General features: G+C 70.4%; 19 protein-coding genes and 1 tRNA gene. 3 read left to right on the forward strand and 17 right to left on the reverse strand.

Translation table 11 applies throughout. From position 1 onward, the window contains the following. The 10 genes from AC1DVZ_RS15065 to xerD all read right to left on the reverse strand — a co-directional run. A partial coding sequence (locus AC1DVZ_RS15065) for an NAD(P)-dependent alcohol dehydrogenase (RefSeq protein ID WP_477619019.1) occupies positions 1-794 on the reverse strand: 794 nt, incomplete at its 3' end. A 91-nt stretch (positions 795-885) separates the two neighbouring features. Continuing rightward, positions 886-959 (reverse strand) — tRNA-Pro (locus tag AC1DVZ_RS15070). A gap of 102 nt (positions 960-1,061) precedes the next feature. Further along, complete coding sequence (gene der, locus AC1DVZ_RS15075; RefSeq protein WP_477619020.1) at positions 1,062-2,588, reverse strand: ribosome biogenesis GTPase Der; 1,527 nt, start codon at positions 2,586-2,588, stop codon at positions 1,062-1,064. Positions 2,589-2,653: 65 nt separating this feature from the next. Further along, the gene (gene cmk / locus AC1DVZ_RS15080) at positions 2,654-3,358 is read right to left on the reverse strand and encodes a (d)CMP kinase (protein ID WP_477619021.1); all 705 of its coding nucleotides are present in this window, start codon (positions 3,356-3,358) and stop codon (positions 2,654-2,656) included. 51 nt (positions 3,359-3,409) lie between these two features. Next, a complete protein-coding gene (locus tag AC1DVZ_RS15085; protein WP_477619022.1) occupies positions 3,410-4,492 on the reverse strand; it encodes a prephenate dehydrogenase in 1,083 nt (360 codons plus the stop codon). A 36-nt stretch (positions 4,493-4,528) separates the two neighbouring features. Then, positions 4,529-5,515: a pseudouridine synthase gene (locus AC1DVZ_RS15090; RefSeq protein WP_477619023.1), complete on the reverse strand. Its 987-nt coding sequence runs from the start codon at positions 5,513-5,515 to the stop codon at positions 4,529-4,531. Continuing rightward, a complete protein-coding gene (scpB, locus tag AC1DVZ_RS15095; protein ID WP_477619024.1) occupies positions 5,512-6,156 on the reverse strand; it encodes an SMC-Scp complex subunit ScpB in 645 nt (214 codons plus the stop codon). The genes AC1DVZ_RS15090 and scpB overlap by 4 nt, the downstream gene beginning before the upstream one ends. Beyond that, on the reverse strand, positions 6,149-7,042 hold the full coding sequence (locus tag AC1DVZ_RS15100) for a segregation and condensation protein A (RefSeq protein ID WP_477619054.1): 894 nt from the start codon (positions 7,040-7,042) through the stop codon (positions 6,149-6,151). Before AC1DVZ_RS15100 ends, scpB begins: the two co-directional genes overlap by 8 nt. A 100-nt stretch (positions 7,043-7,142) precedes the next feature. Continuing rightward, positions 7,143-7,958 (reverse strand): ParA family protein, encoded by an 816-nt coding sequence (locus AC1DVZ_RS15105; RefSeq protein WP_477619055.1) that lies wholly within the window; start codon positions 7,956-7,958, stop codon positions 7,143-7,145. A gap of 217 nt (positions 7,959-8,175) precedes the next feature. Then, positions 8,176-9,126, reverse strand: a complete 951-nt coding sequence (gene xerD, locus AC1DVZ_RS15110) for a site-specific tyrosine recombinase XerD (protein ID WP_477619025.1) — start codon at positions 9,124-9,126, stop codon at positions 8,176-8,178. On the opposite strand from xerD, the gene AC1DVZ_RS15115 reads away from it, so the two are divergent. Continuing rightward, the gene (locus AC1DVZ_RS15115) at positions 9,125-9,748 is read left to right on the forward strand and encodes a hypothetical protein (RefSeq protein ID WP_477619026.1); all 624 of its coding nucleotides are present in this window, start codon (positions 9,125-9,127) and stop codon (positions 9,746-9,748) included. The two genes, xerD and AC1DVZ_RS15115, sit on opposite strands and share 2 nt — an antisense overlap. On the opposite strand, the gene AC1DVZ_RS15120 is transcribed toward AC1DVZ_RS15115, so the two are convergent. From AC1DVZ_RS15120 to AC1DVZ_RS15130, 3 genes are read right to left on the reverse strand one after another with little or no spacing between them, the layout of a single operon-like run. After that, positions 9,728-10,975: a 4-alpha-glucanotransferase gene (locus AC1DVZ_RS15120; protein WP_477619027.1), complete on the reverse strand. Its 1,248-nt coding sequence runs from the start codon at positions 10,973-10,975 to the stop codon at positions 9,728-9,730. The genes AC1DVZ_RS15115 and AC1DVZ_RS15120 overlap by 21 nt on opposite strands. 6 nt (positions 10,976-10,981) lie before the next feature. Next, the gene (gene hisS / locus AC1DVZ_RS15125; protein WP_477619028.1) at positions 10,982-12,337 is read right to left on the reverse strand and encodes a histidine--tRNA ligase; all 1,356 of its coding nucleotides are present in this window, start codon (positions 12,335-12,337) and stop codon (positions 10,982-10,984) included. Further along, positions 12,334-13,035 carry an MBL fold metallo-hydrolase gene (locus AC1DVZ_RS15130; RefSeq protein WP_477619029.1) on the reverse strand — a complete coding sequence of 234 codons (702 nt, stop codon included), beginning with the start codon at positions 13,033-13,035 and terminating at the stop codon, positions 12,334-12,336. Before AC1DVZ_RS15130 ends, hisS begins: the two co-directional genes overlap by 4 nt. Positions 13,036-13,080: 45 nt before the next feature. On the opposite strand from AC1DVZ_RS15130, the gene AC1DVZ_RS15135 reads away from it, so the two are divergent. After that, positions 13,081-13,899: a peptidylprolyl isomerase gene (locus AC1DVZ_RS15135; RefSeq protein ID WP_477619030.1), complete on the forward strand. Its 819-nt coding sequence runs from the start codon at positions 13,081-13,083 to the stop codon at positions 13,897-13,899. A gap of 3 nt (positions 13,900-13,902) precedes the next feature. Beyond that, positions 13,903-15,726 carry a DUF349 domain-containing protein gene (locus AC1DVZ_RS15140; RefSeq protein ID WP_477619031.1) on the forward strand — a complete coding sequence of 608 codons (1,824 nt, stop codon included), beginning with the start codon at positions 13,903-13,905 and terminating at the stop codon, positions 15,724-15,726. A 34-nt stretch (positions 15,727-15,760) separates the two neighbouring features. Here AC1DVZ_RS15140 and AC1DVZ_RS15145 read toward each other — a convergent pair whose 3' ends face one another. Genes AC1DVZ_RS15145 through secD form a run of 4 tightly spaced genes read right to left on the reverse strand, consistent with a single transcriptional unit; the run spans position 15,761 to position 21,617 of the window. Then, entirely contained in the window at positions 15,761-18,070 is a 2,310-nt protein-coding gene (locus tag AC1DVZ_RS15145; RefSeq protein WP_477619032.1) for a RelA/SpoT family protein, read from the reverse strand. Positions 18,071-18,079: 9 nt separating this feature from the next. Next, the gene (locus AC1DVZ_RS15150) at positions 18,080-18,628 is read right to left on the reverse strand and encodes an adenine phosphoribosyltransferase (protein WP_477619033.1); all 549 of its coding nucleotides are present in this window, start codon (positions 18,626-18,628) and stop codon (positions 18,080-18,082) included. Positions 18,629-18,660: 32 nt separating this feature from the next. Beyond that, a complete protein-coding gene (gene secF, locus AC1DVZ_RS15155) occupies positions 18,661-19,836 on the reverse strand; it encodes a protein translocase subunit SecF (protein WP_477619034.1) in 1,176 nt (391 codons plus the stop codon). Beyond that, entirely contained in the window at positions 19,833-21,617 is a 1,785-nt protein-coding gene (gene secD, locus AC1DVZ_RS15160) for a protein translocase subunit SecD (RefSeq protein WP_477619035.1), read from the reverse strand. The genes secF and secD overlap by 4 nt, the downstream gene beginning before the upstream one ends. Between the last annotated feature and the right edge of the window lie 8 nt (positions 21,618-21,625).

Raw genomic sequence — 21,625 nt, forward strand, 5'->3', positions numbered from 1 at the left:
GGGAAGAGCACCCGCTGGCCGCGACTGAGCGGTGCGACGAGGGCGCGACGGGGGTTCTGCAGCTTCGGCCCGAGCTCGGAGGAGATGTAGATGCCCCGCGGCTTGAGGACTCGCCTCGCCGCGGTGAAGGTGCTCTTGCCGACCGTGTCGAAGACGAAGTCGTAGCGCGCCGTGTCGCGCGTGAAGTCCTCCGCTGTGCTGTCGATGACTCGATCGGCGCCCAGCCCTCGGACCAGGTCGACGTGCGCCCCGAAGCAGACTGCCGTCACCGAGGCGCCCATTCCGTGCAGAAGCTGGACCGCGGCCGAACCGATCCCACCCGTGCCGCCGTTGACCAGCACGTCGTCTCCGGCGCGCACCCGAGCGGCCCTGATCATCCCCAGTGCGTAGTGCGAGCCCTCCGTCCCGGGAGCGGCCTGCTCGAACGTGAGGCGTGCCGGGATCCTGGCGACCGAGCCTGCCTCGGGGATGACGAGCAGCTCGGCGTGTGCCCCGAACGGACCCTCGGTGTAGCCGAAGACCCTGTCGCCGACGGTGAACGCCGAGACCGTGGCACCAGTCTCGACCACCGTCCCCGCGAACTCGCACCCGAGGATCTTTGCCTTGGGACCGCGGATCCCGTAGACGACTCTGGCGAACTTCGGTGTCCCCGCGCGGAAGGCGCAGTCAGTGCGGTTCACCGTCGTCGTGTGGACCCTGACCAGCAGGTCGCGCGGCCCCGGGCTGGGCGCCTCGACCTCCATGACGCGCACGACGTCCGGTCCCCCGTACTCGGTGTGGACCGCCGCTCTCATGGCCTGACCGTAGACCCATCGAGCGCCTGGCTCGGGCTGCCGGGGCATGAAAACGGGGCCCGAAGTGTGTGGACAAGTCGGACCCCGTTAGTCGGGCTGACAGGATTTGAACCTGCGACCCCTTGACCCCCAGTCAAGTGCGCTACCAAGCTGCGCCACAGCCCGTGGCTTGCCCACGCAGAATCCAGCCGAAGCAGGACCGCGGGAGCGAACGAAACCTTAGCGCACGGCATACCTCCGCTTGAAATCGGTATGCCGTGCTGCCGGCTATCTGCGCTTGCGCTTCTCGCGCACCCGGACGGACACCTCGATGGGGGTGCCCTCGAAACCGAACTCCTCACGCAGCCGGCGCTCGAGGAAGCGTCGGTAGCCGGCCTCGATGAAGCCGGAGGCGAAGATCACGAAGCGCGGCGGCCGGGTCGACGCCTGCGTCGCGAACAGGATGCGGGGCTGCTTGCCGCCACGCACGGGGTGCGGGTGGGCCGCGACGATCTCGCCGAAGAACGCGTTGAGCCGACCGGTCGGCACGCGGAAGTCCCACGACTCCAGCGCACGCTCGAGCGCCGGCACGAGCTTCTCGACCGAACGCCCGGTCTTGGCGGAGATGTTGACCCGCGGCGCCCACGGCACCTGGACCAGCTCGCGCTCGATCTCGCGCTCGAGGTAGTGGCGACGCTCCTCGTCGAGCAGGTCCCACTTGTTGTAGGCCACCACGAGGGCGCGACCGGCGTCGATCACGTGCTGCACGACCCGGACGTCCTGCTCCGCGATGGACTGCTCGGCGTCGATGAGGACCACGGCCACCTCGGCCTTCTCGAGCGCGGTCTGGGTGCGCAACGAGGCGTAGAAGTCGGCGCCTCGGGCCTGGTGCACCCGGCGCCGGATCCCGGCCGTGTCGACGAAACGCCACGTCTTGCCGCCGAGCTCGATGAACTCGTCCACCGGGTCACGGGTGGTGCCCGCGACGTTGTCGACGACGACGCGGTCCTCGCCGGCGAGCTTGTTGAGCAGCGAGGACTTGCCGACGTTGGGCCGACCGACCAGGGCGACCCGACGAGGGCCTCCGCGCTGGTAGGCGTCGGTGTTGGCGGAGATGGTCGGCAGCACGTCGAGGACGGCGTCCAGGACGTCGCCACTCCCCCGACCGTGGAGGGCGGAGACGGGCCAAGGCTGACCGAGTCCGAGGTTCCAGAGGGCCGAGGCGTCGGCCTCGGTGCGCTGGTCGTCGACCTTGTTGGCGACGAGGATGACCGGCTTTCCGGAGCGGCGCAGCAGCTTGACGACGGCCTCGTCGTCATCGGTGGCACCGACCGTGGCGTCGACGACGAACATGACGACGTCGGCGAGGTCCACGGCCACCTCGGCCTGCTCGGCGACGCGCAGGTGGATGCCGGTGGCGTCGATCTCCCAGCCGCCGGTGTCCACGAGGGTGAACCGGCGACCGGTCCACTCGCCGTCGTAGGCCACGCGGTCACGGGTCACACCGGGCACGTCCTCGACGACGGCCTCGCGGCGGCCCAGGATGCGGTTGACGAGGGTGGACTTGCCGACGTTCGGGCGGCCCACCACGGCGACGACGGGCAGCGGTCCGTCGACGATGGCATAGCCGTCCTCGTCGTACTCGCCGTCGACGAGGGAGCGGTCCTCGTCGCTGAGGTCGAACTCGTCCAGTCCGACGCGCAGGGCGCGCTCGACGGCGGAGTCGTCGGTCAGGTTCTCGCTCACTTCGGGGTTTCCTTGCGTTGTTCGTGGGGGCCGGACCGCGAGCAGGTATGCCGCGTGGCCGCCCACCATTGTCGCGCACTTTTGCGGGCGGTCGGGACAGCAGCCTCAGGCGCGGGTCCTGCGCCGGCCCGCGGTCACGCGGGGATCTTGTCCGGCGCCTCGATCCGCACCACGTCGAGCAGGGCCTGGACGCTCTGGTCGAAGTCGAGGTCGGACGTGTCGACCAGGGTCACGCCCTCGGCGGCCTCCATGAAGTCGGACACGGTCGAGTCGTCGGCGTCGCGACGCACGATCTGGTCGCGGGTCGCCTCGACCGCGTGGTCGGCGGCGTGGCCGTGGAGCTCCTTGGACCGTCGCCGCAGGCGCGCCTCGACGCTGGCCGTCAGGAGGATGCGCACGTCGGCGTCCGGGGCGACCACGGTGGTGATGTCGCGCCCCTCGGCCACGACTCCCCCGGTGCTGGTGGCGACCTGGTCGATGAGGTCGCGCTGGAGCTGCTGCAGGATCGGGCGCACCAGCGTGTTGGTGGCGACCTTGGACACCTCCTCGCTCACGCGGGTCGTACGGATGTCGTCCTCGATCTCGCGACCGCTCACCCGGACGCTGGGACTGCCTGGGTCGGTGCCCATCTCCAGCGGGATGTCGCGGGTGGCCTGCGCCACCGCCTCCTGGTCGAGGAGATCGACGCCCTCCTCCAGGCACCACCAGGTGACCGCGCGGTACATCGCCCCCGTGTCGAGATAGCCGACCCCGAGGGCCTGGGCCGCTGCGCGGGACACGCTGGACTTGCCCGAGCCCGAAGGCCCGTCGACGGCCACGACGAGGTGCTTGCTGTTCATGACAGGCAAGCCTATGGGCCACCGGCCGTCCCCCGCGAAGTCGTTCACCCGTCAGCCGTGCAGTCGCCAGCCCCTGGTGGTCAGCTCGTGGCCGAGCCTCTCGGCGACGGCGGGCAGCACGGAGATCTCCGCGAGGCCGAAGGGCTGGCCCATGCCGTGCTCGAGGTGCAGGTCCTCGAGGTTGACGCCGGCGTCGCCGACGTCGTGCAGCAACCGCGCGAGCTCGCCGGGCTGGTCGGGCACCAGCACCACGACCACGCTGTATGCCGTGGGGGCAGCGCCGTGCTTGCCCGGGATCCGCGCGTGGCCGGCGTTGCCCTGGGCGACGATCCTGGCCAGCACCTCACGGGCGCCGACGCCGTCGCCGTGCGCGAGGACGTCGAGGGCACCGATGACCTCGGTGAGCTCCGCGTGGACCTGGGCAAGGACCTCGCGGACGGCCACGGCGTTGCCGGCGAGGATCTGCGTCCAGAGCTGTGGGTCGCTCGCGGCCACGCGCGTGACATCGCGAATCCCCTGTCCTGACAGGGCAACCGCTGGATCGGTGAGCTCCCGCAGCCGCCCGGCCACCAGCGACGACGCGAGCTGGGGCACGTGGGAGACCACTGCCACTGCAGCGTCGTGCTCCTCCGGACTCATCGTCGAGACGGTGCCGCCGGCGGCCAGGGCGAGCTCCTTGACCGCCGAGATCGCGGCAGCGGACGACTGGTCGTTCGGCACGACCACCCAGGCGCGCCCGTCGAACAGGTCACCCCGGGCGGCCACCGCACCGGAACGCTCGCGGCCCGCCATCGGGTGCGACCCGGCATACCGAGCCAGGTCTGCGCCGCGGCGGCGCACGTCCTCGAGGACGGCGACCTTGACCGACGCCACGTCCGTCACGACGGCGTCGGGCCACGCGTCGAGCTCGTCGGCGACGACCCCACCCGCAACGTCCGGCGGGGCAGCCACCACGACGACGTCCGGCGCGGCGTCGTCCGTGCTCGCCATGACCCCGGCACCGAGGTCGCGGGCGAGCGCCACAGCCGTCGGCGAGGGATCGGCGAGCACCACGGCATAGCCGGCACGGGTCAGCGCGATGCCCAGGCTGGTGCCGATGAGGCCGGTGCCGACGATGCGGACGCTGGTGGTCACGACGGGAAGGCTACCGACGGCTGGGAAGCCGTGCGCTCACATTCCAGCCGCGGAGTACAGCTGGCCGACCTCTGCCTTGTTGAGCTTGCGCATCTTGCCCGGCTTGGTGTCGCCGAGGTAGATGGGCCCGACCTGGACCCGCACGAGGCTGATCACCGGGTGGCCGACGGCGTCGAGCAGGCGGCGCACGATGTGCTTGCGTCCCTCGTGGAGGATCACCTCGACGAGCGCCTTGCCGGGCTGCGAGTCGACCACCTTGAACGAGTCGACCGACGCCGGCCCGTCCTCGAGCTGGACGCCCTCGCGCAGCTGCTTGCCGATGTCGCGCGGCACGGGGCCACGGATCTGGGCGAGGTAGGTCTTGAGCACGCCGTACTGCGGGTGCTGGAGACGGTGGGCGAGCTCGCCGTCGTTGGTGAGGATCAACAGGCCCTCGGTGTCGGCGTCGAGACGGCCGACGTGGAACAGCCGCTCGTTGCGGTCCCCCACGTAGTCGCCGATGCTGATCCGCCCGAGCTCGTCGTTCATCGTCGTGACGACGCCCAACGGCTTGTTGAAGGCGAAGTAGACGCGGGTCTCGTCGAGCTGGACCTTGACCCCGTCGACGTGGACGGTCTGGTCGGGGCGGATCCGTACCCCGAGCTCGGAAACGATGTTTCCGTCCACCTCGACGCGGCCCGCGGTGATGAGGTTCTCGCACACCCGTCGAGACCCCACGCCGGCAGCGGCGAGGAGCTTCTGCAACCGGATGCCGTCGGGGTCGTGCATGTCGACCTCCGGCGTGGCCCGCTCACGGGGCACCCGGGTCGGCTGGCTCTTCTTGGTCGTGCCCGAGCTTCCACGCTGGGGCCGCTCGGGGCGACCTCCCTCGGACGCCGTCGGGCCGCCGCCCCTGGGTCCGCCGGTGCGACCGCTGCCGCCCTGCCCGGCGCGGGAAGCGCCCTGGCCGCCGGCGCGAGCACGCCCACCCCCAGGTCGGTCCGAGCCGGATCCTGCGGGGCCTCTACTGCGTGGGGGTGTCATCGGCGTCCTTGTTCTGCGATCTCGTCGAGCACGTCGACTTCGGGGAGGTAGGGCGCGAGGGCGGGCAGGTCGTCGATGCTGCCGAGACCCAGGCGCTGGAGGAAGTAGTCGGTGGTGCCGTAGAGGAACGCGCCGCCGTCGCCGTCCGAGCCGAGCTCCTCGATGAGCCCGCGGTTGAGCAGGGTGCGCACCACACCGTCGACGTTGACGCCGCGGACCGCACTCACGCGCGACCGCGAGATGGGCTGGCGGTAGGCGATCACGGCCAAGGTCTCCAGCGACGCCTGGGTCAGCTTGGCCTGTTGCCCGTCGAGCAGGAACTTCTCGACCACCGGGGCGTAGTCGGACCGGCTGTAGATCCGCCAGCCGCCCGCCACGGACCGGAGGGTGAAGCCACGCTGCTGCGCGGCGTACTCCGCCTCCAGCTCGGTGAGGTGGCTGAGCACGTCGTCGACGGGCAGCTCCAGCGCCGAGGCGAGCGACATCTCGGTGATCGGCTCGTCCACGACCATGAGGACGGCCTCGATCGCACTGCGTGCGCCGCCGGGGAAGTCGTTGACGTCGAAGGCGAACTGCTCGTCCGCGACGCTGTCGTCCGGCACCACGACGCCCTCGTCGCGCTCCAGCTCCAGGTCACTCATCGTCGGCCTTCCCATCGGTTGTCACGTCATCAGTCTCGTCGGCGTCGTCAGCGGCTTCAACGTCGTCGAGCTCGTCGAACTCGTCGCTGACCTCGATTGCGCCCTCGTCGTCGCCCGTCCAGCGGACCGTCAGCTCGCCGAGCGCCTCGGCCTGCTCGAAGGCGATCGCCGCCTCGCGGAACAGCTCGAGCAGCGCCAGGAACCTGGCCACGATGACCAGGGTCGAGTCGGCGTCGGCCACCAGCGCCCGGAACGAGCACACCCGTTCGGCCCGGAGCCGGACGCCGAGGATGCCCGCCTGCTCGCGCACGCTGACCTGGGGGGCGTGCAGGTGGTCGAGGCCGACGCTCGGCACCACCCTGGGCACCATCGCCCTGGCCGCGATCATGGCCAGCTGCTCGGGCGTGATGCCCATGATCAGCTCGGGCAGGAGCCTGGCGAACTGGGGTTCGAGACCTGCCTGCCGCGGGGTCATCCGGCCCGCGGTGGCCATCCGCTCACCGAAGGTGAAGGCGATGTCCTTGAAGGCGCGGTACTGCAGCAGCCGGGCGAAGAGCAGGTCGCGCGCCTCGATGAGGGCGAGATCCTCCTCGTCCTGCGGGCCGGTCTGTGGGAGAAGCCGCGCGGACTTGATGTCCAGCAGGGTCGCGGCGATGAGCAGGAACTCCGACGCCTGGCCGAGGTCCCACTCCGTGTGCGACGACTGCGCCGCCTTGATGTGGGCGATGAACTCGTCGGTGACCTTGGCGAGGGCGATCTCGGTGATGTCGAGCTTGTGCTTGCTGATCAGGCCGAGGAGCAGGTCGAAGGGCCCGGAGAAGTTGTCGAGGTGGACCTGGAAGGGCGTGGACCCCCCGCGTCGGGTGATCACGCCACCGGGCGTCATGGTCGCCTGGTCGTCGTCGGTCCGGGGCCGGTCGAGATCGGCGTGGTCGAACTGCACCGCGCCTCCCGGAGCAGTGGCGATGGCCTCCTGGCTCACCTCGTCAGGCCGCCCCACCACGGGCGATCAGCTCTCGGGCGAGTTGCCGGTACGACGCGGCGGAGGCATGCGTCGAGGCGTAGGTCGTGATCGGCTCGGCAGCGAGCGTGGCGTCGGGGAACTTCACGGTGCGGCTGATCACGGTGTGGAACACCTGGTCGCCGAAGTGGTCGACGACGCTGCGCACGACCTCCTTGCTGTGCAGGGTGCGCGAGTCGTACATCGTCGCCAGGATGCCGTCGACCTGCAGGCGCGGGTTGAGGCGGTCGGTGATCTTGTCGATGGTCTCGACGAGCAGGGCGACACCACGCATGGCGAAGAACTCGCACTCGAGCGGGATCACCACACCGTGCGCCGCCGTGAGGGCGTTGACGGTGAGCAGTCCGAGCGAGGGCTGGCAGTCGATCATGATGACGTCGTAGTCGTCCATGACCGGCCGGAGCACCCGCGCCAGGATCTGCTCGCGGGCGACCTCACCGACGAGCTGCACCTCGGCGGCGGACAGGTCGATGTTGGCCGGGATCACGTCGAGGTTCTCGGTCGCGGTGGGCTGGATGACGTCGCGGACGTCGTGGCCACGCTCGACGAGCAGGTTGTAGATGGTCACGTCGAGCTCGTTGGCGCGGACGCCGAGGCCCACGGACAGCGCACCCTGCGGGTCGAAGTCGACGAGCAGGACCCGTCGGCCGACCTCCGCCAGCGCGGCACCCAGGTTGATGGTCGTCGTGGTCTTGCCGACGCCACCCTTCTGGTTGCACATCGCGATGATGCGGGCCGGGCCGTGGGCGGCAAGGGGCTGCGGGTCGGGGAAGACCGGCATCGGCCGTCCTGTCGGACCGAGCTGGCCGGCGCCGGCGGACTCGGTGCCGGGCAGGTGGACGTGGTCGCGTTCAGCACCGTTGGGGGYCGACTCGGAGGTGGCGCCCGAATAGGTGGGCGGCGACTGCTCCTGCGTGGTCACCTCAGATTCCACAGGCGTTTCACTCCCGGTGAGTTGGCGTTCGTCGGTCAGCCTCGCGCTGATCGGCACGACCCTATCAGCGGGCACGGGGGTGACTCTGGGCATACACCTCACGCAGACGCTGCACTGTCACCAGCGTGTAGATCTGGGTCGTGGTCACGGAGGCGTGCCCCAGCAGCTCCTGGACCACCCGGACGTCGGCGCCGCCGTCGAGCAGGTGGGTCGCGAAGGAGTGCCGCAGGGTGTGCGGCGACAGGTGGCCGCCCAGGTCGGCGCGTTCGGCCGAGGCGCGCAGCACGGCCCACGCCGACTGGCGGGAGAGCCTGCTGCCCCGCTGGTTGAGGAACACCGCGGGCGTCCCCTTCCCCTTGACGGCGAAGGTGGGGCGCCCCCGGACGAGGTACGCGCCGAGTGCCTGCGCGGCATACGAACCGAGGGGGACGATGCGCTCCTTGCTGCCCTTCCCGAACAGCCGCACCACACCCTCCTGCGTGTCGATGTCGTCGACATCGAGGCCGACGGCCTCGGAGATGCGCGCGCCGGTGCCGTAGAGGACCTCCAGCAGGGCCCGGTCGCGCAGCGACCCGGGCGTGTCCCCCACGCTGGCGGCCTCGAGCAGCCGCTCGACGTCCTCGATGCTGATCGCCTTGGGCAGGCGCGCCGGAGGCTGGGGCGGGCTGACCGCCGACGCCGGGTCGGTGGGCAGGTCGCCCTCGAGGACCAGGAACCGGTGGAAACCACGCACCGCGACCAGCGTGCGGGCCGCCGACGACGCCGCGAGGGGCGGGTGGTCAGTGGTCCCCTCGCGCAGCGTGGCGAGGAAGTCGCTGACGTGGGCCTCGGTGATGGCGGTGGGGTCGTGCACCCCCCGACCAGCGAGGTATGCCGCGTAGCGGGCCAGGTCGCGCCGGTAGGACGTCAGCGTGTTGGCGGCGACGCCGCGCTCGACGTCCAGGTGGTTGAGCCAGCCGCGGACGGCGCGCTCGACCGCGCTCGAGGGTGGCACGGATGGGAGTCTAGGCGGCATGAAGCTCTATGCAGACCTGCCGGGCCGCCGCACCGTCCAGATCCTCGCCGACCTCGGGATCCTCGCCTGGGTGTGCCTGTGGGGGTGGGTGGGACGGCTGGTGCACGACACGACCCTGGAGCTCGCTGCCCCCGGTCGACAGCTCCAGACGGCGGGTTCGGGGTTCCGCGACCAGATGACGAGCGCAGGCGACTCGGTGCGCGACCTGCCGCTGGTCGGCGACAAGATCGCGGCGCCGTTCCGGCAGGTCARCGGTGCGGGCACCACGATCGAGCAGGCCGGCACCGACCTCGTCGACGCCGTCACGAAGCTCGCCAACATCCTGGGGTGGGTCACCGCCCTCGTCCCGATCCTCATCGTCGGGCTGGTGTGGCTGGTGCTGCGCGGGCGCTTCGTGCGGCGTGCGAGTGCGGCACAACGGTTCATCGACGACGCTGCCGACCTCGACCTGTTCGCCCTGCGGGCCATGGCGGGTCAGCCGATGCGCAAGCTCGCCGCGATCTCGTCGGACCCCACCGGCGCCTGGCGGCGTGGTGACGAGGCCACGATCCGGTCGCTGGCCCTRCTCGAGCTGCGGGACACCGGCCTGCGCCCGCCCGCGTCAGCGAGCAGCGCGGCCTGAGGACTCCGTCAGGGCGCGCAACCTGGCAGCGTGCTCCGACGTCAGCGCACCGGGCGCCATCTGCCAGGACCAGCCGCCCTCGATGCCGGGCGCGTTCATGCGCGCCTGCGAGCCGAGCGCGAGCACGTCCTGGGCCTGCATCATGGACAACCCGCAGGGCCCTCGCAGGGCGAGCTCGATGAAACCCCACGACGGCTCCGCGTCGACGTCGACGCCGACCCCGGCCTGACGACAGGCGTCTCGGGCCAGCTGCCGACGGTGGTCGGGCAGGTCCCACCACCAGCCGCAGACCGTGTCGTTGTCGTGGGTGCCGGTGTAGACGACCTGGTTGGGCTCGTGGTTCTCCGGGTCGTGGGCGTTGTACTCGTACGCCGGCTCGAAGGCGAACTGCAGGACCGCCATCCCCGGGAACCCGAGTGCCTTGCGCAGGTCGATCACGGGCTGGTCGATGTCACCCAGGTCCTCGGCGAGGACGGGCAGCGGGCCGAGGGCGCCCAGCGCCGCATCGAAGACCTCCCTGCCCGGCCCCTGCTCCCACTTACCGTTGAGAGCCGTGTCGTCGCCAGCCGGGATCGCCCAGTAGGCCGCAAACCCGCGGAAGTGGTCGACGCGGACCAGGTCGAAGAGGGCGAAGGTGCGCCGCAGCCTCTCGATCCACCACACGTAGCCGTCGTCGCGCAGCACGTCCCACCGGTAGAGCGGGTTGCCCCACAGCTGGCCGGTCGCGGCATATGCATCTGGCGGGCAGCCGGCCACGGCGTCCGAGCGGAAGAACTGCGGCCAGGCCCGCTCGTCGGCGGCATCGGGGGCGACGTAGATGGGCACGTCGCCGAGGATCTTGATCCCACGGTCGCGGGCGTACTCGCGCAGGGCCGACCACTCGCGGTCGAAGCGCACCTGGTCAGCGAGGTCGCCGCCGAAGGAGGTCCACGAGTCCACCCAGTAGGCCTCCCGAGCCGCGAAGTCCTCGATCTCCTGCTCGCTCACCGCTGCGTCCGGGTCCTCAAGCAGGGCCGGCGACGAGGCGAAGGCCGACGGCGACTTGTAGGGCGAGCGGTGCTTGTCGGGGATCGACACCGGCAGCACCTGCCACACCGACTGGCCGGCCTCGACGAGCCAGTCCACGAAGTCGCGGGCCGGCTGGCCGAGACGGCCACCCGGCAGTGAGGTGATGTGCAGCTGCACGCCGCTGGCGCGGGTGTCGGTCAGCGGTCGGGTGGCGTCCATGGGTGCTCAGCTCTCCGCGCGGATGATCTGCGGGCGCAGGTCCTGCGTCGGAGGCTCCCACGACATGGCGTCGGCGTCGACCTGCTCGCCCGACCGGATGTCCTTGACCTGGTCGCCTCCCCCGCTGCCCTCGTCGCCGGCTGCGCCGGGGAACCAGACGTACGGGATCCCCCGCCGCTCGGCATACCGGATCTGCTTGCCGAACTTGGCGGGCTTGGGCGCCACTTCGCACGGTATGCCGCGTGCCCGGAGCTGCGTCGCGACCCGGGTGGAGCTCGCCCGGCTCTCGTCGTCGTTCACGGCGACGAGGACGCAGGCGGGAGTCGACCGGCTGGACCGCAGCAGCCCCTTGCCGATGAGCAGCCCCAGCAGGCGCGAGACACCGATCGAGATGCCCACTCCCGGATAGGTCGTCCTGCCGTCCGAGGCCAGGGAGTCGTAGCGCCCGCCGGAGCAGAAGGAGCCCCACGACTCGTAGCCGACAAGCTGGGTCTCGTAGACGGTGCCCGTGTAGTAGTCCAGGCCCCGCGCGATCTTGAGCTCGGCCACCAGCGCGCCGGGGGCGTTGTCGAGCCCGGCCTGGATGACGGCTGCCAGCGCGTCCAGTCCCTCGTCGAGCGTCGGGTGCTCGACTCCGAGCGCCCGCACCTGCCCGACGAACGACAGGTCCTCGGTGCGGATCGCGGCCAGGGCCAGGCACTGGTCCGCCTGCTCGGGAGTTCGCCCGGCTTCGACGAGGAGGTCCTTGACCTTCGCTGGGCCGATCTTGTCGAGCTTGTCGACGATGCGCAGGGTGCCGGCCACGTCATCGATGCCGATGCCGAGGTAGAAGCCCTCGGGGATCTTGCGGTTGTTGACCTGGATGACCATCTGGCCGACCGGCAGCTTGCGGAACACCTCGGCGATGACCAGGGGCATCTCGGCCTCGAAGTGCGGCGCGAGCTCCCCGACGTCCACCACGTCGATGTCGGCCTGGGTGAACTCGCGGTAGCGGCCCTCCTGGGGTCGTTCGCCGCGCCACACCTTCTGGATCTGGTGACGGCGGAAGGGGAATGCGAGGTGCCCGGCGTTCTCCAGCACGTAGCGCGCGAACGGCACCGTGAGGTCGAAGTGCAGACCCAGCTCGGCGTCGGAGTCGGCGCGCCCCTCGGACGTGTCGGCGAGCCGGGTGACGGCGTAGATCTCCTTGTCGGCGTCGCCGCCCTTGCCGAGCAGACGCTCGACGGGCTCCACGGCACGGGTCTCGATCGAGGGGAACCCGTGCAGCTCGAAGGTCTCGCGGATGACGTCGAGGAAGTGCTGCTCGATGATCCGCTGCGCCGGGAGGTACTCGGGGAAGCCGCTGATCGGGGTGATCTTCACGGGGCCAATCCTTGCAAATAGGGGTTGGTCGCCCGTTCGCGGTCCATCGTCGTGGCTTGGTAGTGCCCCGGGAGCACGAGGGTGGTGTCAGGGAGTGGCAGGACGACGTCGCGCAGCGAGCGGTTCATCGCCGCCGGGTCGCCGCCGGGCAGGTCGGTGCGACCGATCGACCCGGCGAAGAGCACATCGCCGCTGACGAGGGTGCGGTCGACGTCCACCTGGTCGGCGATCCCGTCCGGGACCGCGTCCACCGCGAACATGACCGACCCCTCCGTGTGACCCGGCGCGTGCAGCACCTCGAAGGTCAGTCCGGCCAGCTCGAGCGTGGCCCGGTCACCGATCTCGACGACGGTGCTGGGCTCGGTCCAGGTCGCCTTGCTGCCGAACTGCTGCTCGAGCATGCCGAGCAGCCCGGGGTTGACGTTCGCGAGCAGGTCCACGAGCCGATAGCGGTCGTCCGCATGGATGTATGCCGCGGTGTCGGCTCCGCAGACCGGCGTCACCGAGTACACGTGGTCGATGTGGCCGTGGGTGAGCAGCACCGCGGCGGGGCGCAGCCGGTGCTCGGTGAGCACCGTGCGCAGGGTCTCCTCCACGCCGATGCCGGGGTCCACCACCACGCACTCCTCGCCGGCCGCAGGGGCCAGGACGTAGCAGTTGGTGTCGAAGGCAGCGGCGGGAAATGCAACGGTGAGCACGGCCCGCAGCCTAGCCACAGGGCCGGGCTGCCTAGACTGGCGCGCGTGACGAGGGAACAGGAGCGCGCCGCTGCGCGCCGCCGTGCCATGAAGGTCGACGCCAAGCAGGCCCAGAAGGAACGCGAGGCAGCGCGCAACCGCCAGGTCGTGGTGGTCGTGCTCGCCGTGCTGGCCGTGGTCGCCGGCTTCGTGTTCCTGGCGACCCAGCTCAAGGACGACACGACCCCCGCCGCTGCTCCGCCGGCGGCCACGACCACCGCCACCACGCCGGCCGTCGCAGGCTGCAGCCCTGCGCCCACTCCCCCGACAGCCGCCCCGAAGGTCGCGAAGCCAGACAAGGCCACGGCGGCAGGCAAGACCTTCACCGCCGTCGTGACGACCAACTGCGGCGACATCACGCTGCAGCTCGATGGTGCCAAGGCACCCCAGACCGTGGCCTCCTTCGTCGGGTTGGCCAAGGCCGGCTACTTCGCCGACTCGCCGTGCCACCGCATCACGGGCGTGGCCCAACCGTCCCCCCTGTTCGTGCTCCAGTGCGGTGACCCGCTGGGCGGCACCGGCAGCGGCCCCGGCTACAGCTACGGCATCGAGAACGCCCCCAAGGACGGCAAGTACCCGCGGGGCAGCCTGGCCATGGCACGGACCACCGACCCGAACTCCAACGCCGACCAGTTCTTCATCGTGTACAAGGACACCGACCTGAGCAGTGTGCCCGCGGGCTACTCCATCTTCGGCACGGTGACCGGTGGAATGGATATCGTCGACAAGATCGCCGCAGCAGGTGTGAGCGGAGGCGCCACCGATGGCGCCCCGGCTGCACCCATCAGCATCCTCAAGGTTGCTGTGACAGAGAAGAAGGCCTGACCCGTGACCGAGCAGATGCCCCCGGCCGAAACCGAGCCCGACTCCGAGCCCGGCACCGTCGCCGACGCGCCTCCCTCCGAGCCCGAAACCGTCGCTGCAGCCGAACCGCAGGCAGCACCCGAACCGGAAGCAGCACCCGAACCGCAGGCAGCACCCGAGGCCGTCGCAGCCGACGAGCCCGAGGCAGCACCCGAGGCCGTCGCAGCCGACGAGCCTGAGGCAGCACCCGAGGCCGTCGCAGCCGACGAGCCTGAGGCAGCACCCGAGCCTGAGGCAGCGCCCGAGCCGGAAGCAGCACCCGAACCGCAGGCGTCGCCCGAGCCCGAGGCAGCCGCAGAGCCCGAGGCCGCCGCTGAGCCCGAGGCCGCACCCGAGCCCGAGGCCGCACCCGAGCCCGTCGCAGCCGACGAGCCTGAGGCAGCACCCGAGCCTGAGGCAGCACCCGAAGCCGCACCCGCACCCAAGCCGGTCCCCCGACCGGCGCCCAAGCCGGGACCCGTGCCGACCCCCGCTGCGGTCCGCAAGGTCGCCCACGCCCAGCCGGCGGCGCTGACCGTCGCGGCGCCGCCCGGACCGCCCTCCGAGACCTTCGGTCGTGCGGCCGAGGACGGCACGGTGTTCGTCCGGACCGCCGACGGCGAGCGGGAGGTGGGCGCCTACCCGGGAGCCACCCCCGACGAGGCCCTGCACTACTTCGCCCGCAAGTACGACGAGCTCTACGCCTCCGCGGACCTGCTGCACCAGCGGCTGACCACCACGGACCTGTCCGCCAAGGACGCGGCCGAAGGCCTGGCCAAGCTGCGCGAGCACTGCGCCGAGGCCAACGTCGTCGGCGACCTCGCCGGTCTCGACGCCAAGGTGGGCGAGATCGAGGCCCTGGTTGCTGCGCGCAAGGCAGCCGAGTCCGCCGAACGCAGCGCTGCCCGGGCCGCGGCGACGGTCGAGCGCGAGGCCATCGTGGCCGAGGCCGAGAAGATCGCAGGACAGCCCGAAGCCAAGGTCCAGTGGAAGAGCAGCGGCGCCCGGATGCGCGAGCTGCTGGACGGCTGGAAGAAGCACCAGCGCGAGGGCGYGCGGCTCGACCGCGAGACCGAGGGCGCCCTCTGGCAGCGGTTCAGCCAGGCCCGCAACTCGTTCGACAAGGCACGCCGGGTCCACTTCGCCCAGCTCGAAGGCACCCAGGCCGAGGCCAAGGCCGCCAAGCAGGAGCTCGTCAAGGAAGCCGAGGCGCTCTCGGCCAGTACCGACTGGGGCCAGACGGCCGGTGCCTTCAAGCGACTGATGGACCGTTGGCGTCAGGCCGGGCGAGCCTCCCGGGCCGACGACGACGCATTGTGGGAGCGGTTCAAGGCCGCCCAGGATGCGTTCTTCGCGGCAAAGGACGAGATCGCGGCCAAGGAGGACGAGGAGTTCCGCGGCAACCTCGCCGTGAAGGAGGAGCTGCTCAAGGAGGGTCAGGGCATCGTGCCCGTCAAGGACCTCGAGACCGCCAAGGCCGCGCTGCGCACGTTGCAGGACAAGTGGGACGCAGCCGGCAAGGTGCCACGCGGTGACGTGGACCGGATGGAGAAGGGGATGCGCCGGATCGAGCAGGCCGTCCGCGACGCCGACGACCAGCGCTGGAAGCAGTCCAACCCCGAGGTCGCGGCCCGCGCCCAGAGCATGGTCGACCAGCTCGAGGCATCGGTCTCCTCGCTCAAGGACGACCTGGCCAAGGCACAGGCCTCCGGCAACGAGAAGAAGGTCAAGGACGCCCAGGCCAAGCTCGAGGCCCAGGAGCAGTGGCTGGCCCAGGCTCGCGGCAACGTCGACGAGTTCGGTTCCTAGAGCAGGACTTTCGTGTGCTTGGTATGCCGCGGGGCTAGGCCTTGGCGGCCGTGGCCTTGGTGCCGGTGATCCGGTAGACGTCGAACACTCCGTCGATCTTGCGGACGGCCTTCATCACGTGTTCGAGGTGGCTCGGGTCACCCATCTCGAAGGTGAACTTGCTGATCGCGACCCGGTCGCGCGAGGTCTGCACCGAGGCCGACAGGATGTTGACGTGCTGGTCCGACAACACCCTGGTGACGTCGGACAACAGCCGGTTGCGGTCCAGTGCCTCGACCTGCAGCTGCACCAGGAAGACCGATGCCGACGATGGGGCCCATTCGACCTCGATCATCCGATCTGGCTGCGACAGCAGGGATTCGGCGTTGGTGCAGTCGGTGCGGTGCACGGACACGCCGTTACCCCTGGTGATGAATCCCATGATCGGGTCACCCGGCACCGGGGTGCAGCAGCGGGCCAGCTTGACCCAGACGTCCGCGGTGCCGACCACCACGACCCCCGGGTCGCCGGTGCGTCGCCGCATCGACCGGGTGGGTGTGGTCGCCTCCGCGAGGTCCTCGGACGCGCCCTCCTCGCCCCCCAGCGAGACCACCAGCCGGCCCACCACGTGCTGGGCTGACACGTGCCCCTCGCCCACCGCGGCATACAGGGCGTCGATGTCCTGGTAGCGCAGCTCGGATGCCAGGCCGGTCAGCGTGTCGACGGTGAGCAGCCGCTGGAGCGGCAGGCCCTCCTTGCGCATGGCGCGGGCGATCGCGTCCTTGCCGGTCTCGATCGCCTCCTCGCGACGCTCCTTGGAGAACCACTGCTTGATCTTGTTGCGGGCCCGAGGTGACTTGACGAAGGTGAGCCAGTCGCGCGAGGGTCCGGCACCGTCGGCCTTGGAGGTGAGCACCTCGACGACGTCACCGTTCTCGAGGGTCGACTCCAGCGGCACGAGGCGGCCGTTGACCCGGCCGCCGATGCAGTGGTGGCCCACCTCGGTGTGCACGGCGTAGGCGAAGTCGACAGGGGTCGCGCCGGCCGGCAGGGCCACGACCTCGCCCTTGGGAGTGAAGACATAGACCTCGCGGGCGTTGATCTCGAAGCGCAGCGAGTCGAGGAACTCCCCCGGGTCGGCGGTCTCCTTCTGCCAGTCGAGGAGCTGTCGGAGCCACGCCATGTCGTTGATCGGGCCGGTCTCGCCGTCCTTGGCGCCCTGCGCCGGCGCGGTGCCGTCCTCCTTGTACTTCCAGTGGGCGGCGACGCCGTACTCGGCCCTGCGGTGCATGGTGTGGGTGCGGATCTGGATCTCGACGGCCTTGCCCTCAGGGCCGATGACCGTCGTGTGCAAGGACTGGTACATGTTGAACTTGGGCATCGCGATGTAGTCCTTGAAGCGCCCCGGCAGGGGGTTCCAGCGCGCGTGCAGGGCGCCGAGCGCGGCGTAGCAGTCGCGCACCGAGTCGACCAGCACCCGCACCGCCACGAGGTCGTAGATGTCCTCGAAGTCGCGACCCCGGACGATCATCTTCTGGTAGACGGAGTAGTAGTGCTTGGGCCGACCGGTCACCGTCGCCTTGATCTTGGCGCCCTTGAGGTCCTCGCTGACCTGGTCGCGGACCCCGGAGAGGAACTCCTCGCGTGCGGGGGCCCGTTCTGCCACCAGGCGCACGATCTCGTCGTAGACCTTGGGGTAGAGCGTCGCGAAGCTCAGGTCCTCGAGCTCCCACTTGATGGTGTTCATGCCGAGCCGGTGGGCCAGTGGGGCGTAGATCTCGAGGGTCTCGCGAGCCTTGCGCTGGGCGGACTCCACCGAGACGTAGCGCCAGGTGCGGGCGTTGTGGAGCCGGTCGGCCAGCTTGATCACGAGCACCCGGATGTCGCGGGCCATGGCCACGACCATCTTGCGAACCGTCTCGGCCTGCGCCGCGTCGCCGTAGGTCACCTTGTCCAGCTTGGTGACACCGTCGACGAGCATCGCGACCTCGCGCCCGAAGTCCTTCTCCAGCTGCGTGAGGCTGTACTCCGTGTCCTCCACCGTGTCGTGGAGCAGGGCCGCCGCGAGGGTGGCCGGCGTCATGCCCAGCTCCGCGAGGATCGTGGTCACGGCGAGCGGATGGGTGATGTAGGCGTCGCCGGACTTGCGCGTCTGGCCCCGGTGCGCCTCCTCGGCGACGACGTAGGCGCGCTCGATGACCGTCAGGTCAGCCTTGGGGTGGGTGGCTCGGACGGTCTGGAGCAGGGGCTCCAGGACCGGGTTGATCGGACCTCCGCGGCTGCCGAAGCGGGCCAGGCGGGCGCGGACGCGGTTCGCCGAGGAGGCACCGGTGGGCACCGGTCCTGTGACGACGTCCTCGGTCATGCCGAAAGCCTACGGGACCACCACGGTGGCGTGGATCTCACGCCCGGCCAACCGTTCACGGCCCGGCAGGAACGCGAGCTCCACCAGCGTCTCGAAGGCGACGACCGTGGCGCCGGCCTGCTCCAGCAGCCGACACGCCGCCTCGGCGGTGCCTCCCGTGGCGAGCACGTCGTCGACGAGCAGGACCCGCTCACCGGTCACGAAGGCGTCGCTGTGGATCTCGATGGTGGCGGTGCCGTACTCGAGCTCGTAGGTCAGTCCGACGGTGTCGCCGGGCAGCTTGCCCGCCTTGCGCACCGGCACGAAGCCGACACCCAGCTCGTGGGCGAGGGCGGCCCCGAAGATGAAGCCGCGCGCCTCGATGCCGACGACCAGGTCGATGGTCCCCCTGCGCCGGTCCGCCATGTCGCGGATGACGGCACCGAAGACCTCGGGATCGGCCAGGACCGGCGTGACGTCCTTGAACAGGATCCCGGGGCTGGGGAAGTCCTGGACGTCCCGCAACCGCGAGGTGACCCGCTCGGCGAGCGGGTCACTCGCGGACGAGCTGCCAGTCACCGACGGGCTGCCAGTCACCGACGAGCTGCCATTCACCGACGAGACCGTGGCGGACGCTTCGGCTGGTTGCGCGGGCCGTTGGTGGCGTACTTGTGCGTCTCGCGCACCACGCCACCGGAGCGGGCCGCCGCCGAGACCGACTCGCGGTCGGTGCCGGCTGCCGCGAGCTCCTCGGCGTCGGGCTCGTGCGGGACCGGCGCGGCATCGGATGCGGAGACGACGCCGCCATGACGTGCCTGGTAGCGGGTGGCCTTCTTCTCGAGGTCGACGACGGCCGGCTCCTTCAGGCGCAGGTGCACCAGCAGCGGCGTGGCGATGAAGATCGAGGAGTAGGCGCCCACGGCGATACCGACGAACAGCGCCAGGGCCAGGTCGAGCAGGGTGCCGGGGCCGAGGAACAGGAACCCGATGACCAGGATCGACGCGATCGGCAGCAGGGCCACGATCGTGGTGTTGATCGAGCGAACCAGGGTCTGGTTGACCGCGAGGTTCGCCGCCTGCGAGTACGTCAGGCGGCCGTTGCCGAGCGCCTCGGTGGTGTTCTCGCGCACCTTGTCGAAGACGACGACCGTGTCGTAGAGCGAGTACCCGAGGATCGTGAGGAAGCCGATCATCGTCGCCGGCGAGACCTCGAAGCCGGCCAACGCGTAGACACCCACGGTGATGAACAGGTCGTGCAGCAGGGCGACGAGGCCGGCCACGGCCATCTTCCAGGTGCGGAAGTACAGCGCCATCACGATGGAGACGAGCGCGAGGAAGACGGCCAGGGCCTGGAGCGCCTTCTGGCTGACCGAGGCACCCCACGAAGGACCGACGAACGACGCCGAGACGTCATTCACGTCGGTCTTGAACTCGGCGGCCAGGGCCGTCTGGACCGCTCGGATCTCGGACTCGCCGAGCTGCTCGGTCTGCACCCTGATGGTGCCGGTGCCGACCTTGGTCACCTCAGCGGCGCCGGCGTTCGGGATCTGGCCGACCGCATCCTTGGCCCGGGACTCGTAGTCCGCGGAGTTCGCCACGGACGACACCCGGAACTCCGAGCCACCCCGGAACTCGAGGCTCAGGTTGAGGCCGTGCCAGACGAGCCCGATGATCGCGATGAGGAAGAACACCCCGGAGAGGGCGTACCACCGCTTGTAGCGACCGACGAAGTCGATCGACCGCTTGCCGGTGTAGAGGTCGTTGCCCAGTGCGGCGAAGTTGATCACAGCGCGCTCCCGTCGCTCACAGCAGAGGCGGTGGTCGGCATCGCGACCCGGCCGCGCCCGGCATACCTGGGCTTGTGGGCCTTGGCCCCGAGCCTCTCCGGGTCGAGACCGGACCACTTGTGGCCACCACCGAAGAACTTGGTGCCGGACAGGATCGCCACGAGCGGGTGGGTGAACAGCACGACGATGAGCAGGTCGATCAGGGTTGTGAGGCCGAGGGTGAAGGCGAACCCACGCACGTTGGAGGACGCCAGCAGGTAGAGGACGAAGGCGGCCAGGAAGTTCACGCCGTCCGCGGCCAGGATGGTGCGTCGAGCCCGGCGCCACCCGGTGTCGACGGCAGCACGCAGGGGCCTGCCCTCTCGCACCTCGTCGCGGATGCGTTCGAAGTAGACGATGAAGGAGTCGGCGGTGACACCGATGGCCACGATCAGCCCTGTCACGCCGGCCATGTCGAGTCTGAAGTTGTGCGACCAGCCGAGTACCGCGATCGCGCCGTAGGTCAGCAGCGCCGCGATGATGATCGACAGCACGGTGACCAGGCCGAGGGCGCGGTACTGCGCGAGGGAGTACATGAAGACCAGCGCGAAGCCGATGACGCCGGCGATCAGACCCATCCTGAGCTGCTCGCTGCCGAGGGTCGGGCTGATCTGGTCACGGGTCTGCAGCGTGAACGACAGCGGCAGGGCACCGAACTTGAGCTGGTTGGCCAGGTCGCGGGCCGACTGGATCGTGAACTGGCCCGAGATGCTGGCCTGTCCGTCGAGGATCGCCGCCTGGAAGTACGGTGCGACGATCACGCGCGAGTCCAGGGTGGCGGCCATCTGGTTGCGCGGGGACTCGAGGGAGACCATCCGCTTGCTCGCCTCGGCGTAGGCCTTGGTGCCCTCGGACTTGAAGCTCAGGGTGATCTCGACGGTGCTGGACGGCTGGCCGTTGGACAACGGTCGGTAGCCGGCCGCGGCGTCCTTGATCTGGTCGCCGTTCACCACGACCGGGCCGAGGATGTACTTCTCGGCGCCGTCGTCGCTGCAGGTCACGAGCGGCTTCGCGGGGTCGTCCACGATCTTGTCGACCGCGGCGGGGTCGGAGCAGTCCAGCGCCTGGAAGGCCTTGGAGAGGTCGTCGGTGACCCAGGCCAGGTCGCTGCCGTTCTGCGGCGCCGCCGTCGAGCCCGTGGGCTTGGCCGTCGACGTGGCAGTCGCGGTGTCCGTGGGGGTGGGCGTCGTTGCCTTGACGAACGCCCCGGGCAGGCCCGAGCCGGCCGAGGTCGCCGAGCCCGTGGCCGTGGCGGAGGGACTGGGCGCCTTGCTGGTCGGCGTGGCGGTGCCGGTACCCGTTGCCGTCCCGGTGGCCGTGCCCGTCGGGGTCGGCTGGTTCACTCCGGGCGCCGCCGCGAGCACGGGACGGAAGCGCATCTGCGAGGACTTGCGGATGGCGTCCTCGGTCGTCTTGTCCAGGCTCGTGCCCGGGACGCTCACCACGATGTCCTCGCCGTTGCGCGTGGTCACCTCGGCGCCCGCGACGCCGTTGGCGTCGACGCGCTGGACGATGATGTCGCGCGCCTGGGTCAGCTGCTCGTTGGTGACCCGGCTGTTGCCGACCAGGACCGGCTTCAGCACCAGCTGGGTGCCGCCGTCGAGGTCGAGACCGAGCTTGGGCTGCCACTGGGCGTCACCCCAGGTGGTCGCGGCGAAGAGCAGGCCGTAGAGGCCGAGGCTGAGAGCCGCCAGCGCCGACAGGACCTTCAGCGGCTTGCGGTTGTGTGGGTTGATTGCCACGTGCGGGG

It is taken from the genome of Pedococcus sp. P2_E5 (assembly GCF_056403895.1).

Bases quoted from the DNA above. Each gene is read 5' to 3' on its own strand.
- AC1DVZ_RS15105 (WP_477619055.1), bottom strand. From the start codon at position 7,958: ATGCCGGTCTTCCCCGACCCGCAGCCCCTTGCCGCCCACGGCCCGGCC.
- cmk (WP_477619021.1), bottom strand. From the start codon at position 3,358: ATGAACAGCAAGCACCTCGTCGTGGCCGTCGACGGGCCTTCGGGCTCG.
- xerD (WP_477619025.1), bottom strand. From the start codon at position 9,126: ATGCCGCCTAGACTCCCATCCGTGCCACCCTCGAGCGCGGTCGAGCGC.
- AC1DVZ_RS15145 (WP_477619032.1), bottom strand. From the start codon at position 18,070: ATGACCGAGGACGTCGTCACAGGACCGGTGCCCACCGGTGCCTCCTCG.
- AC1DVZ_RS15120 (WP_477619027.1), bottom strand. From the start codon at position 10,975: ATGGACGCCACCCGACCGCTGACCGACACCCGCGCCAGCGGCGTGCAG.
- AC1DVZ_RS15100 (WP_477619054.1), bottom strand. From the start codon at position 7,042: ATGACGCCCGGTGGCGTGATCACCCGACGCGGGGGGTCCACGCCCTTC.
- der (WP_477619020.1), bottom strand. From the start codon at position 2,588: ATGGTGGGCGGCCACGCGGCATACCTGCTCGCGGTCCGGCCCCCACGA.
- scpB (WP_477619024.1), bottom strand. From the start codon at position 6,156: ATGAGTGACCTGGAGCTGGAGCGCGACGAGGGCGTCGTGGTGCCGGAC.
- AC1DVZ_RS15090 (WP_477619023.1), bottom strand. From the start codon at position 5,515: ATGACACCCCCACGCAGTAGAGGCCCCGCAGGATCCGGCTCGGACCGA.